Annotated in this window: 16 protein-coding genes; 9 read left to right on the top strand and 7 right to left on the bottom strand. The window is 29.2% G+C overall.

Annotated features, from left to right (window positions below; translation table 11 throughout):
- Nucleotides 1–49: 49 nt before the first annotated feature.
- The 6 genes from rpsP to yidD all read left to right on the top strand — a co-directional run bounded on the left by rpsP (nucleotide 50) and on the right by yidD (nucleotide 3,168).
- A complete protein-coding gene (rpsP, locus tag IPK18_12850) occupies nucleotides 50–589 on the top strand; it encodes a 30S ribosomal protein S16 (protein ID QQR97707.1) in 540 nt (179 codons plus the stop codon).
- Between the two features lie 60 nt (nucleotides 590–649).
- The gene (gene rimM / locus IPK18_12855; protein ID QQR97708.1) at nucleotides 650–1,150 is read left to right on the top strand and encodes a 16S rRNA processing protein RimM; all 501 of its coding nucleotides are present in this window, start codon (nucleotides 650–652) and stop codon (nucleotides 1,148–1,150) included.
- Complete coding sequence (trmD, locus tag IPK18_12860) at nucleotides 1,147–1,836, top strand: tRNA (guanosine(37)-N1)-methyltransferase TrmD (GenBank protein ID QQR97709.1); 690 nt, start codon at nucleotides 1,147–1,149, stop codon at nucleotides 1,834–1,836. Before rimM ends, trmD begins: the two co-directional genes overlap by 4 nt.
- Nucleotides 1,837–1,897: 61 nt before the next feature.
- Complete coding sequence (gene rplS / locus IPK18_12865; GenBank protein QQR97710.1) at nucleotides 1,898–2,251, top strand: 50S ribosomal protein L19; 354 nt, start codon at nucleotides 1,898–1,900, stop codon at nucleotides 2,249–2,251.
- Between the two features lie 93 nt (nucleotides 2,252–2,344).
- Nucleotides 2,345–2,929, top strand: coding sequence for a Crp/Fnr family transcriptional regulator (locus IPK18_12870; GenBank protein QQR97711.1), 585 nt, complete (start codon nucleotides 2,345–2,347; stop codon nucleotides 2,927–2,929).
- The gene (gene yidD / locus IPK18_12875; protein ID QQR97712.1) at nucleotides 2,929–3,168 is read left to right on the top strand and encodes a membrane protein insertion efficiency factor YidD; all 240 of its coding nucleotides are present in this window, start codon (nucleotides 2,929–2,931) and stop codon (nucleotides 3,166–3,168) included. Before IPK18_12870 ends, yidD begins: the two co-directional genes overlap by 1 nt.
- A 3-nt stretch (nucleotides 3,169–3,171) precedes the next feature.
- Here yidD and IPK18_12880 read toward each other — a convergent pair whose 3' ends face one another.
- From IPK18_12880 to IPK18_12895, 4 genes are read right to left on the bottom strand one after another with little or no spacing between them, the layout of a single operon-like run.
- The gene (locus tag IPK18_12880; GenBank protein ID QQR97713.1) at nucleotides 3,172–3,579 is read right to left on the bottom strand and encodes a DUF393 domain-containing protein; all 408 of its coding nucleotides are present in this window, start codon (nucleotides 3,577–3,579) and stop codon (nucleotides 3,172–3,174) included.
- Entirely contained in the window at nucleotides 3,572–4,858 is a 1,287-nt protein-coding gene (locus tag IPK18_12885) for a T9SS type A sorting domain-containing protein (protein ID QQR97714.1), read from the bottom strand. Before IPK18_12885 ends, IPK18_12880 begins: the two co-directional genes overlap by 8 nt.
- Entirely contained in the window at nucleotides 4,846–5,484 is a 639-nt protein-coding gene (locus IPK18_12890; protein ID QQR97715.1) for a hypothetical protein, read from the bottom strand. The genes IPK18_12885 and IPK18_12890 overlap by 13 nt, the downstream gene beginning before the upstream one ends.
- Nucleotides 5,485–5,516: 32 nt before the next feature.
- Entirely contained in the window at nucleotides 5,517–6,275 is a 759-nt protein-coding gene (locus IPK18_12895; protein ID QQR97716.1) for a PASTA domain-containing protein, read from the bottom strand.
- Nucleotides 6,276–6,404: 129 nt separating this feature from the next.
- Here IPK18_12895 and ddlA point away from each other — a divergent pair, with 129 nt between their 5' ends.
- A complete protein-coding gene (gene ddlA / locus IPK18_12900) occupies nucleotides 6,405–7,490 on the top strand; it encodes a D-alanine--D-alanine ligase (GenBank protein ID QQR97717.1) in 1,086 nt (361 codons plus the stop codon).
- Nucleotides 7,491–7,493: 3 nt separating this feature from the next.
- Here the strand turns inward: ddlA and IPK18_12905 are convergent, their stop codons facing one another.
- Nucleotides 7,494–9,065, bottom strand: a complete 1,572-nt coding sequence (locus tag IPK18_12905) for a DUF839 domain-containing protein (protein QQR97718.1) — start codon at nucleotides 9,063–9,065, stop codon at nucleotides 7,494–7,496.
- A 109-nt stretch (nucleotides 9,066–9,174) separates the two neighbouring features.
- Between IPK18_12905 and bioD the strand changes: the two genes are divergently transcribed.
- Together bioD and bioA are read left to right on the top strand one after the other, a co-directional pair.
- A complete protein-coding gene (gene bioD, locus IPK18_12910; GenBank protein QQR97719.1) occupies nucleotides 9,175–9,783 on the top strand; it encodes a dethiobiotin synthase in 609 nt (202 codons plus the stop codon).
- Nucleotides 9,780–11,039 carry an adenosylmethionine--8-amino-7-oxononanoate transaminase gene (gene bioA / locus IPK18_12915; GenBank protein QQR97720.1) on the top strand — a complete coding sequence of 420 codons (1,260 nt, stop codon included), beginning with the start codon at nucleotides 9,780–9,782 and terminating at the stop codon, nucleotides 11,037–11,039. Before bioD ends, bioA begins: the two co-directional genes overlap by 4 nt.
- Here the strand turns inward: bioA and IPK18_12920 are convergent.
- Together IPK18_12920 and IPK18_12925 are read right to left on the bottom strand one after the other, a co-directional pair.
- Nucleotides 11,032–11,973 carry a phosphatidylinositol-specific phospholipase C domain-containing protein gene (locus IPK18_12920; GenBank protein QQR97721.1) on the bottom strand — a complete coding sequence of 314 codons (942 nt, stop codon included), beginning with the start codon at nucleotides 11,971–11,973 and terminating at the stop codon, nucleotides 11,032–11,034. The two genes, bioA and IPK18_12920, sit on opposite strands and share 8 nt — an antisense overlap.
- A complete protein-coding gene (locus IPK18_12925) occupies nucleotides 11,973–13,904 on the bottom strand; it encodes an OmpA family protein (GenBank protein ID QQR97722.1) in 1,932 nt (643 codons plus the stop codon). Before IPK18_12925 ends, IPK18_12920 begins: the two co-directional genes overlap by 1 nt.
- Nucleotides 13,905–13,960: the final 56 nt, after the last annotated feature.

The raw sequence follows: 13,960 nt of genomic DNA on the forward strand, positions 1-13,960 counted from the left end.
TCGCTAATTTTTTAGCAAAAGCAAATTAAAAACAAAAAAAAACATTTTTATGGCAACAAGATTAAGATTACAAAGACACGGCTCAAAAGGTCAGCCATTCTACAAAATTGTAGCAGCTGATAGCAGAGCAAAAAGAGATGGTAGATTCATCGAACAAATTGGAACTTACAACCCAACATCTATTCCAGCAACTATCAATTTAGATATTGATAAAGCTGTAAAATGGATGCAAGCTGGTGCTGAACCATCAGACACAGTAAAAGCAATTTTGAAATACAAAGGTGCTGCTTACAAAAATCACTTACTACGTGGTGTTAAATTAGGTCTATTTGGTGCAGACGAAGTAGAAGCTAAATTCAATGCATGGTTAGATGGTAAAGAAGGTAAAGTAGCTGCTCACAAAGCAAAAGCAGATGCAGACAAAAAAGCTAAACACGATATTGCTGTAAAAGCTAAAGGTAAAGTAAAAAAAGTAGTTGAAGAAGAAGTGGCTGAAAATACTGAAGAAGTAGAAAATACTGCAACAGAAGAAGTAGTAGAAAATGTATCTACAGAGAACAACGAAACTCCAGCTGAAAACGCAGAATAATATTTATATTATTTAATTTTAAGTCCCGATCATTTTTTTGGTCGGGATTTTTTATATACTATGAAAAAAGAATTCGTCAAAATTGGGAAAGTACTAAAAACACATGGATTTAAAGGAAATCTTAAAATAAGTATAGAATCTATTTATGCTGATGATATAAATACCTACAAGCACTTTTTTATAGATAATTTACCATATTTTATTGATGAATTGGATGATGATGCAAATGTATATTATCTTAAATTTGAAGAAGTAGATACCAAAGAACAAGCCCAAGAATTAGTAGGTAAAGATATTTTTGTTGATATGTCTCAATTGAAACCAATTCAGCAAAAATTATCAGTTGGCTTAGTTGGATATGTTGTTTATAATGGAACTGATTTTTTAGGCAAAGTAATAGAGAAAATAGAACTTCCTCAACAACAATTACTCAATATTTTGGTTAAAAACCAAGAAATATTAATTCCAATCAATGAAAATTTTATTGAAAATATAGATGATAACATAAAACGAATTGTACTACATTTACCTGAGAATTATTTACAAACATTTCTGCAATGAGAATAGATATACTAAGTGCAGTACCAAACTTACTTCAAAGTTTCTTTGAACATTCAATATTACAAAGAGCAACTAAGAAAAACATTCTAGAAGTTCATTTGCATAATATCAGAGATTATACTAACCATAAGCAAAAGCAAATAGATGATTATCAGTTTGGTGGTGGCGCAGGCATGGTTATGATGATAGAACCTATCCTAAATTGTATTGAGCATTTACAAAAAGAGAGAACTTACGACGAAATTATCTATACAACACCAGATGGAGAACGATTTGAGCAAAAAACTGCCAATCAATTGTCATTAAAGAATAATTTAATCATTATTTGTGGACATTATAAGGGAATTGATGAAAGACTGAGAGAACATATTGTAACAAAAGAGATATCTATTGGAGATTATGTTTTATCTGGCGGAGAAATTCCTGCTGCTGTAATTGTTGATGCCATAGGAAGAATAATTCCAGGTGTTTTGAACGATGAAACAAGTGCATTAACAGATTCATTTCAAGACAATTTATTGGCGCCACCAGTGTACACCAGACCAGCAAATTATAATGGTTGGCAAGTTCCAGAAATACTTTTATCAGGCAATGAAAGGAAAATAGAAGAGTGGAGATATGAAAAAGTATCGAAAAAAACAAAAATGAGAAGACCTGACTTGTTAAATGACTATGAAATTGAATAAATAATTTCTTTTTTTAAAAATATTATTATATCTTTGCACACCGAAATAAATATTTTTTGTCATGAGTAAGGTTAAAGAATTAGAAAAAAGTTTAGTAGCTAATGTAGAGCATCCAAAATTTAAAGCAGGAGATAACGTTAGTGTGCACTATAAAATTAAAGAAGGAAACAAAGAGCGTATCCAGATTTTTAGAGGAGACGTAATTCAAGAAAAAGGAACTGGTGTAAATAAAACATTTACAGTTAGAAAAATTTCTAATGGTGTAGGTGTTGAAAGAATTTTCCCATACTTTTCTCCAAATATTGATAAAGTAGAAGTAAACAAAGTTGGTAAAGTAAGAAGAGCCAAAATTTTCTATATCAGAGAATTAAAAGGTAAAGCATCTAGAATTAAAGAGAAAATTGTAAAAAGCTAATAATACAATGTAATATGTATTAATGTAATATTAAGTTTCAGCTTTTGCTGAAACTTTTTTTGTTTTATAGCTGTATCTTTAATAATGAATAATATGATAGATGTACAAACCGCAAGGAGTAAATTATTTAATTACATAAGTACGCAAATTGATGTAGATTCTCAGTTGTTAAGAAAGTTTGTAGATTATTTTGAACTAGAACATCATTCCAAAAAAGATATAATAATATCAGAAAAAGCAAATATTGATAAAGTTTCATTTATCATTTCTGGCTTAGTTAGGATATACTATGTAAAAGAAGAAAAGGAGATAACCACCTGGTTATTACCTGAAAATAATTTTTTCATGCCAGTTTATCATATTTTTACAAAAAATAATAATTATAATACTTATGAAGCATTAGAAGATACTATTACATTACATACAACTTATAGTAAAATGGAAGAAGTATATACAACTGATATTCAACTAGAGAGAATGGGTAGATTGTTGGTGCAAAGATATTACTCTCATTTTTTACATCATTCATATAATGTATTATTTTTAAGCGCAGAGGAAAGATACAAGCTTTTTGTTGAAGGAAATCCTGAGCTGTTGAATAGAGTGCCATTAAAATACATTGCATCGTATTTGGGCATAAAACAAGAAACCTTAAGTAGAATAAGATCTATAAGATAATGAATAAAAATATTTTATTAAAAATAATTACTTACCCATTTATTTTAATAGTTCTTTTTTATAGAATTGTAATTTCACCATCATTAGGACAAGGCAAGTGCAGATATCAGCCAACATGCTCAAAATATGCATTAGAAGCATTGAATAAATACGGAATTTTTAAAGGTGGATATCTGTCTGCAAAACGCATTCTCTCGTGTCATCCTTGGGGCGGAAGTGGCTACGATCCAGTGCCTTGATTTTTATTTTGCATCTAAAAATCTTGCACTTACTTCTGGTGATGGCAACATACAAGCATCTTGCTTGCCAAACCAATTATATCTATTTCTTGCAATAATATCATATACAAAGTTGCGTATTGCAACTGGTACAATCTTGAAGTACTTTAAAATATAAAATGGAAATTCAAAGAAACCTGCTATTTCCAAAGCTGCATCTGATTTTATAAATGCTTTATTGTCTTTAATAAATACAATGCTGTCAACAGTTGCTGGAATATTATATTGAGCTATAAGTGTTTTGCCAATATCAGATTGTAACGAAGCAAACTTTAGCGAATTTGATTTGTCATGTTTAATGATAAATTGCACTGATGCTTGGCAAAAATTACATACACCATCAAACAATACTACTTTATCTTCATTATTCATTAGTTTTTATAAATTTTAGTGAACCAGATTCATTTGTAACAATATTTCTTGCATGTATAACATACATTGCAGGCAAAAGGTTTTCAATATTTATAATTCTATCTTGGGTTGTTCTAAAAGATTGAATAATTGAGCCATTCAAATCAAAAATATCAATTTGTGATTCATTGGTTATTCCAGATAGATGTATATATTTCTTTGCAGGATTTGGATATATTTTTATATTGTACTTTTTATGGTTGTTTATACTAGTGATATATCCTTCCAATGCTTTACCCAAAATAGGATTGATTATCATAGTTCCACTGAAGTCAGATTGAAACCATTTGAAAGCAGTTGCGCTTCCAACTTTTGTATGCATGTAATAATTGTATTCTTTTTTGTTATTATTCATGTCAAAACCAACAGTAAGTGTATTTTTATTATATACAATTAATCCAACATAAAATGAATCTTCTAGTACTAATGGAAAATCATAATTATTGTCTGTAATAAAGTCTTCTCTGATATTATAATATAAAAAACCATTGATAGTGTCGTAGCCATATTCTTTAACTAAATCAGCCATTGTCAAATTATCATGTTGATAAATGATTTCTTCAGTATTTGTACCTAATTCTATTTTCTTCCAAACTACTATACTAAATAATGCTGCATTAATATCAGATTTTATAGGTGTAAACTGCATTTTTATTGCTCTCAACGTATCAGCATGCGAAAGATTATATCCAACTGCCAATCTGTAATCATCAGAACCAGTAACCCAATATCCACGCTCTGGTGTACCATCATCATAGGCAAAATAATTAGAGAATATTTGCTTGTGTTTTAGACTATTGTTTTTAATAATTGTTGTATTGCTCAAATCTTCTGCTGAAACTTCGTAGCTATAGTTTACTTCCAATATTACAGTATCATCAGAATAAGTTGTGGGTATAGGAAATAATGGATATTTTTCAATATTTGTAGTTAATGGCAGGTAATCTCTAGATGGCCCAAAGTAATTTGCAATATTATTGTTGTCATTTGTAATTTCTGCAACATATTTATCAGCAATATCTGTTGTAGGATTTATAAAATTATTTTTAATACTTAAGGTAAGGCTATCTTTTACATGAGTTGAATCAAAATGGGAAAAAGGCATAGCGTAATATCTTTTCAATAAACTAGGTGATGGATATTGAAATGCCATATCATTAATATTACTATCAAATATTGAATCTCTGTTTTTGTCAATCCTAATGTAGTCTACTGCCCAAATGTCATTCAATCCAGCCAAATTTCCATGATTAATATATCTAAATTGAAAATTTGAATGTAAAAAGGCGTATCTATTTTTATAAATATTTGTTTAAAAACATCTGATGAATCATTTAATACTGTTGTCTTTTGCCAAACTCTTTGCCAGTTGTTATATTCATCCAAAAATTCTAATCTAAAATAATCTATATTAATATCTGGTTCTTCTCCTAACGTTTTATAAGCATAGAAAAAGCTCATCAATACTTTATCTGTTGCAGTTAAGCCACTTAAATCTATTGCTTGCGAAGTGAGTTTGTCAGCATCACCTACAGCAGTTGTTATTAAGCTATATGCTTGTCCAGCTGGATTTAGTCCATCAAATGTTGCTACGCCAATAGAAATAGGTGCTATTGGAAATGTTTGATTGATATATGCAAAATTATCTTGCCATTTTGTTGCATCAGGATACACACCATCTTGGTAAAAATCTTCAATAAATGGAAGACTTAGCGCAGTAGTTCTTTTATTGCTTTTTTCTTTAAGATATTTTTGATTTGTATTGGAATTTATAGAAGGATTTTTAAACAATGGTGTTAATGCTTCTTGTGCATTTATGCTTAAAAAATAAAATAGTAGCAGTATGTTTGAGATAAGTAATTTCATGTAGTTATATGATATAGATAGCTTTAGTTTGATTAAGGTTGCACAAAATCTACAGGTTTTGATGTAATATATAACTTAACAGAATTACCTTCATTTAATTTACCTACACTACCAAACATTGGGTCTTGGTTGAAAATATAGGCATTCATAGTATCATCAATTGGACCATCAGCTATTTTTTCGCCTACATTTATATGTACTGCATCCAATACAGCTATGGCTTCAAGTACTGTAAGTCCAACTAATGGTGGTACTTCAGTAATTACAGTTCCAATACCATCACCCAAAATTAAATCTATTGTACTTCCTTTAGGTATTATTTTTCCTGGTTTTACATCTTGGTTTTTGTATCTAATGCCAAGTACAGCTTCTTTTGCCAAATCTGGTGTGTAAATAATATTTCCAATATTTATTCCCCAACTTGTTAAAATAATTTCGGCTTGTCTTCTCGAATTATCTATTATCTCAGGTATTTTTACACTTGGTGGTGCAGCCGCATTTAATGTAATGTATATTTTTCTTCCTTTTTTTACATCGGCACCTTCAATTGGATTTTGATACAACACTGACATTGGTGTTTTTTTAGGCTCAAAGGTTGAATCAATTACAAACAACTCTAAATTATTGTTTTCTAATATTTTCTTTGCTTCAAAAAATGACTTATTCTCAATGTTTGGTACTTTAATACTTTCACCATGCATAGTGTACCATCTTAAGAAAAAAATGGTAAAAAATAACAATGCTACTCCAGATATCGATGCATAAAAAATATTCAAAAAATACTTTGACATATTTATTCTAAATTATTCTTCAAATATATTGATTTAAGTTGTGTTTTTTAGCAAAAAAATCTTAATAAATTGTGTATAAGTTATTATTGAATCGGAATATTTATATTTTTGTACAATTATTAAATATACATGAGCAAACAACATATAGCAATTTTATTCGGTGGTAAATCTCCAGAACATGAAGTGTCAATTATATCAGCAAGAAATATTTTTAAAGCCATAGATAAAGAAAAGTTTGATGTCAGTTTGATTGGCATTGCATCTGATGGTCAATGGTATTTGGAAAATGCTGAAAATTTACTTGATGAAAAGTGCATTATTGGAAAAGATAATAACATAATAAGTGTAATATTTGGTAACAGAGAGAAAGCTATTTACATTATAAAAACGCAACAATATTTGCCAAAATTAGATGCTGTTTTCCCAATTACACATGGACCAAATGGAGAAGATGGTTCTTTGCAAGGCATACTTATACATTTAGATGTTCCATTTGTTGGGCCAAGCGTTTTGGCATCTGCAGTAAGTATGGATAAAGATTTTACTAAAAAAATATTGCGTGATGCTGGCATTGGGCATGCAAAAGGCGTAACATTATACAAACATCAAATAAATAATATAGACTACAAACAATTAGCTCAAGAATTAGGTGATGTGTTATTTATAAAACCTTGTAACATGGGTTCTTCTGTTGGTGTAACTAAAGTAACTAATGAACAAGAATTTAATGATGCTATTCAATTGGCATTTAGATTTGATAACAAAGTTTTAGTTGAAAAAGGTGTAGTTGGTAGAGAAATTGAATGTGCTGTACTAGGCAACGAATTAGTTGAAGCAAGTACTGTAGGCGAAATTATCATGAATTTTGGAATTTATGATTTTGAAAATAAATATATTAATGATACTGCCGCACAATTGCATATTCCAGCACAAAATCTTACGGATACACAGATTGAAAAAATTAGACAAACAGCAATAAAAGCATATCAAGCATTAGGTATTGAAGGTTTGAGTAGGGTTGATGTGTTTTTAACAGAAGATGATGACGTAATTATTAATGAACCAAATACATTGCCTGGCTTTACTTCTGTGAGTATGTATCCAAAACTATGGGAAAAATCTGGATTAGCTTATCATCTATTAATAGAAAAATTAATCGATTTAGCGATACAAAGACATACTAGAGATAGTCAATTAAAAAGAAATAGAATATAATTATTAGACTAATTGGATTGCAATAACACTTGATTTTGGAATGCTTCCACCACCATCTGGCCAATTGCTGATAAGTTTTTTCTTGTCTTTGCTAAATTCTCCAGGATGTTGCACACTTAAAAATAAGGTTTCATCATCTTCACTAAAATATGGGCCAGTAAATTCTGCATTGTTTGGTGCTGATGCAATTTGAATTGCTTTTCCTTTATTTTTGCCATCTATTGGAACAAAAAACAAACCATTGTTTTTAAATTTTTGGTACGGTGCTTTACCAATTTTAGATCCACTAATATCTGATGTGAACCATAAATTTCCTTTTTTATCAAATGCTAAGTTGTCTGGGCATGCAAATCCAGTTTCGTCGCCACCAGTTAAAAAATATTCATAGTCAAAATCTAAAGATAGAAAGTCATTATTTTTCTCTTTAATTTTTAAGATTGAGCCATAATAGTTTTCTTTTTCAATATTATTTGTAAGCGTAACAAATATTTCTTTTGTATATGGATGTATTTCTATATCTTCTGGTCTGTCTAATGGTGTGGCACCAACAATTTTTGCAGCTTCTCTAGTTCTAATTAGCATTTCAATATTATTTGCAAATGTATTTTTTAATTTTTCATCAGCATTAATATCTAATAATTTCCATTTTTTATTTTCTAAATCAGCTACATATAGTTTGCCTTCGTCTAAACTATTAGGTTTGTCTGAAATGAATTTATACAAATGTTCATTATTGGCATCATCTCCAGTGTACACTACGCATCTTCCATCAGCTGTTAAATGTGTGGTTGCACATTCGTGTGACATTCTACCTAATGCAGTGTGCTTTTTTGCATTTCCAGTAAATACATCAATTTCAACTACCCAGCCATAATGTTCAGTTGGATTGTTGTAGAATTTTTCCCAACCTAAACTACTTGGTTTAAATTTTGGAATATTATCTGTGTAGTAATTTTCACCATAATTGGCATCATAATTTTCTTCACAAGTTAAAAGTGTATTCCAAGGTGTTCGTCCACCAGCACAATTTGCCAAAGTACCCATAGCCACTTTTTTGCCTTTTATTTCTACATTATTGGCAAATGGAATTTCTGTATGTGCATTTATTCGTCTGTTGTACGCATCATTATAGACAAGTTGCCACTTTTTAGATTTTTTATCTTGCTTTATTTTAATAATGCTACCACCAACATTATACATTTCTAAATTTATTTCATCAATAGTGATGTTTTCTTTTGTTTTGTCATGTATAAAAAATCTTTCTACATACTCATTATTTACCCAAAGTAATCCTTCTGTGCCATTTTTGTTTGTTGAGAAAAAACATAAATAATCATTATTAAAACCAAAATAATCTTTATCAGAAATGGCATCTTTCCAGCTAATGATTTTATGATATTTTAATTCTTCACTCAATACAACAGCATCTTCATCTGTTGGTAAAATTCCTTTGTAGTTTATGTTATATAATTTCTTGTTGCAATGTGTACTAATTTTTTCTTTTGCATAAGATTTTTCAAATAAAGATATTGCTGTGCTTGCACCAATAAACTTTAAAAAATTTCTTCTTTCCATGATTGTAGTTATTCTATAAATGTATGATTTTCCGAACTAAATTATGTCAAAAATAAACTAAATTATTTTGTTTTTTTGATGAACTGTATTTTTAGTATTTTGCAAAATAATGAAACAACTTTTTATTACTGGCATTCATACTGATATAGGCAAAACTGTTGTGAGTGCAATTTTGTGCAATGCACTATCAGCAAATTATTGGAAGCCAGTGCAAGCTGGAAGTTTAGAGCAAACTGATGCTGATTTTGTAAAAAAATATAATTCATCGCAAATACAATTTCCATCTACATACAATCTAAAAAATGCATGTTCGCCACACTTTGCAGCAATACAAGAACAAAAGAATATTTTAATTGAAGAATTTGAAATTCCAACAACTCAAGATAATTTAATTATTGAAGGTGCTGGTGGCTTGTTGTCGCCTCTGGGAAATTATTTTACCAACGCAGATTTTGTTCTACATTTTAATTTGCCAATTATATTAGTTGTAAAGCATTATTTAGGTAGTATCAATCACACGTTAGCTATATTAGAATATATTAAACAAAAAAATATATATTTACTTGGTGTGATTTATGTTGGAAATGATCATTCAGAATCTGAACAATTTATTGAACAACAATATGATTTCGCAAAATTAGGTAGGGTAGATGTAGTAGAAAATATAGATTTCGATTTTATAAAGAATTCAGCACAAAAATTTAGAAATATAATATGAATTGGATAGCATCAGATGAACATATTTGGCATCCATTTACACAACATGCAATAGATAAAAAGACTATTGGAATAGTATCTGGAAAAGATACTTTGCTGTTTGATATTGATAACAAAATATATATTGATGCTATTTCTTCGTGGTGGGTAAATTTATTTGGACATTGTAATGAGACTATTGCTGCAGCAATTTTTGCACAAACACAAAAACTAGAACATACCATTTTTGCTGGATTTACACATGAGCCAGCTTGTAAATTAGCATCAAAGTTAATTGATATTTTACCTAATAATTTTGATAAAGTATTCTTCTCTGACAATGGTTCTACATCAGTAGAAGTTGCACTAAAAATGGCAATACAATACTGGCACAACAAAGGAATAAAAAAAACAAAAATTATTGCATTTGAAAATGCGTATCATGGTGATACATTTGGTGCCATGTCTGTTGGTAAATCTGCTTTCTTTACTGCATTTGATAATTGGTTGTTTGAAGTTATAAAAATTCCGATTCCAACTCATGATAATATTGATAAAGTAATTGACTTATTTACAACACAAGTGAGCACAAATGATGTAGTATGTTTCATTTTTGAGCCATTGATATTAGGTTCAGCTGGTATGCAAATGTATGATGCTAAGTACCTTGATTTATTGATTGCAATTGCTCAACAACATGAAGTTATTTGCATAGCTGATGAAGTAATGACTGGATTTGGAAGAACTGGAAAGAATTTTGCAATAGAATATTTAAACCAGCCAATAGATATAATTTGTTTGTCAAAAGGTATAACTGGTGGATTTTTGCCATTAGGTGTTACAATTTGTAATACAGCAATATATGATGCATTTTATTCAGAAGACAAAATGAAAACTTTTTTTCATGGGCATTCATATACAGCAAATCCTATAAGTTGTGCTGCCGCTTGTGCTTCAATAGATTTGTTGAGCACATATCAAGATAGGATACATGCATTATGTAAATTGCAAAATGATTTTTTATTGTCATTATCAAACAATCCAATTGTAAAAAATATCAGAAGAACTGGAACTATTGTGGCTTTTGAAGTGAATAGTGAATATGAAAATTACTTTGACAATATAAAGCAAAAATTATATATAAAATTTTTAAACGAAGGTGTGTTGCTTCGTCCACTTGGTAATACAGTATATATTATGCCACCATATTGCATTCAAAAAGAAGAGCTTGAAAAAATATATAGTGTAATAGAAAAAGTATTAAATGAAATTAATTAGGTGTGTAGTTTATTGAGTCTACAATAGCTTTTGCAGCACCAATTTCATAAAAATCTATTCCTAAGAAATTTAAAAAATGATTATTAGCTGCAGTACATTCATTTACTCTTTTTGATAATACTTCACGTGTATTTGCTTGATATGCAAATTTTTTCTCTGGTACACCAAAAATATTGCCTAACCAATGGTTGATTAAGAATAATGAATTTGTACCATTGTTGCTGCCTCTGTTTACATCACAGTCAAACTGATTTACATTCTTATATTCATATTTTGTATCAAAAATTGTAGACCATGCATAATGTAAATAATTAGCTGATGGTGTTTTATTAAATTCAGCAAATAATACCAATCTTTGATTGGCATCTATCATTTCTTTTAAAGTTTTCCATGTGCCATTGTGTACGTATGTATATTCTTCCAAATACGCATCTTGTATAGCTTTGATTAATTGATCATTGCTTCCTTGGTTTTCAAAAATTATAGTTACAATTTCTTTTGGATTGTTGCTCAAAAACACCAATACTTCTTTTAGCACATCTACTAATTTTTGGCTTCCTGCAAACTCTACACCATGATATGTGATTGCATTTCCATCATTACCATTGTAAGTATCTATCATTAAACCACGTACTCCATCGTTAAGTTGTTTAGTAATACTATGCGTTTGATTTGGAAACCAATAGCCTTTCTCAGTATTATTCATAGCATTGTGTGTCATTAAAAAACATACTTGGTTGTATTTTTTACTATAAAATACATTGTTTATTGAGTCAATACTATGGTTAGTAGTATCTATTGGAATAACTGTTGTATCTATAGGATTTGTAGTTGTGTCAATTGGATTGTTAGTATTGTTTTGTGTATTAATAGATTCTTTTTTACAAGAAAATAATAAGACAAGCAATAAAACTAGTAAGGAAATTTTGTTCATTATTCAGTTATTTTAAATGTTGTTCTTCTATTTTTTTGATGTTGCTCTTCAGTGCATTTTGTACACTCACATTTTTCTAATAATGCATTTTCTCCATATCCTTTTGCAATTAATCTATCTTTGCTAATGCCTTTTTCTATTAGATAATTTACTACACTTTCAGCTCTTTTTTGAGATAGTTGTTCGTTGTAGGTTGCTGTTCCTCTACAATCTGTATGAGATGCTAATTCAATTTTTATACTTGGATTCTCATTAAGAATATATATTAATGTGTCTAAATTTGCTTTTGCATCTGCTCTAATGTTTGCTTTATTGTAATCGTAGTAAATATTATCTAAAGTAATTTCTACGTTTTTAGAAATTTTTTGCAATAATATTGTTTGGTTGATATTTATTGTGTCACCATCTTTTGCATCAATGTTTTCTATATTCACAGATGATTCACTAGTTAAATAGTTTTCTTTAGATACTTTATACTTGAATTTTGTTTTGTAAAAAATTAACTTATCCAATACACCGTTTGCATCAGTAGTTTGTGTGCCATTTCCAATTGGCAATGGTAAAAATACATTTGCATCTTTTACTGCTTTTGTTGAAATGATTTTAGAATTTGGGTCGTTTTCTTTTTCATAAACATTTTCTACAACAGTCACATGTAATTGATATACTGGTGGATTCGGTTTAATTGGTTCTGGCGCAATTGTTTTTTGGATAAAAAATATATCGTCTTTTCCTTTGCTTTCATTTCTGTTGGAAGAAATATAAAATGCATTGTTGCTTGTTGGTAAATAGTAGAAGTCATCAGCGCCTGTGTTGATTGGATAATCTAACAAAACTGGTGTCGAAAATGTATTGCCACTTTTTATTGTTTGATAAACATCTAATGCACCAATGCCATTTTTTCTATCTGAAGAAAAATAAATTGTAGTATCTGAGGTAAGTGTTGCAAATGCTTCATTGGCACTTGTATTTATTTTTGAACCAAGATTGTATGCTTGCGAAAATCTACCATTTGTATTTCTTTTTGATATGTAAATATCACTGCCACCATAACCATCTTTTGCATTTGCAGTAAAATATAATTCATTTCCACTTGGCGATAAAAATGGTTGTGCTTCATCAGTAGAATCATTTATAAATGATAATTTTTCTGGCTTGGTCCAACTTGCATTGAAAAAATTTGAAGTATATATTTTACAATAATCGTTTGTAGCTTTTTCATTTGAGCCACATTGAGTAAAAAATGCTTCTGTTTTATCTTTATTAAATACAATTTGTGCAAAATGGTAAGGAAAATTTTCTATCTGAAATTTTTGAATATTGTTGAATGTACTATCATTTTGTTTTGTTGCAACATATGCTTGTGCAAATCCATCGCCAGTAAAATTGTCTTTTTCTGATTGATTGTGGCTAGTAAAATATAGTTCATCATTTAATAAAAATGCACCATAGTCTGATACTTGAGAATTTATTGCAGTAAGATTTTGTGTTCTGAATGTTGCTTGTTTAGCTTCTGCAATTATTTTTCCTAATTTTTCAATCTCATTTTTATAGCTACTTGTTGTATTTTTGTAGTTTTTTGTATGTTCTTGAATAAAATCTAATGCATTTTGATATTGTTCATCGTCTTTGTATGCTTGCAACAATGTGCTTGCATATTGCTCTGGATTTAGATTGTATAGTGTTTTGCTCCACTCTAATGCCTTTGCTTTGTTTTGTGTGTATTGGTAGCTAGAAATGATTTTCTTAGCAATGTCTATTTTGTTTTCATTTGATTTTGCTTTGTCAAAATCTTTTTGAAGTAAGGTGCTTGCATTTTCGTATTGTTTGTAATCATATGCTGTGTTGCCATCTTTTATTTTTGATGAAGAAGCACATGATTGTATAATTATTAACAATAAAAATATATAATAAATATGTAATTTATGCATGAAGTATAAGATAGTTATACTGCAATTTACAATATATTTTTTTGTTTTTAAACAAT

The organism is Sphingobacteriales bacterium (assembly GCA_016699615.1).
Taxonomy (GTDB): domain Bacteria; phylum Bacteroidota; class Bacteroidia; order Chitinophagales; family JADIYW01; genus JADJSS01.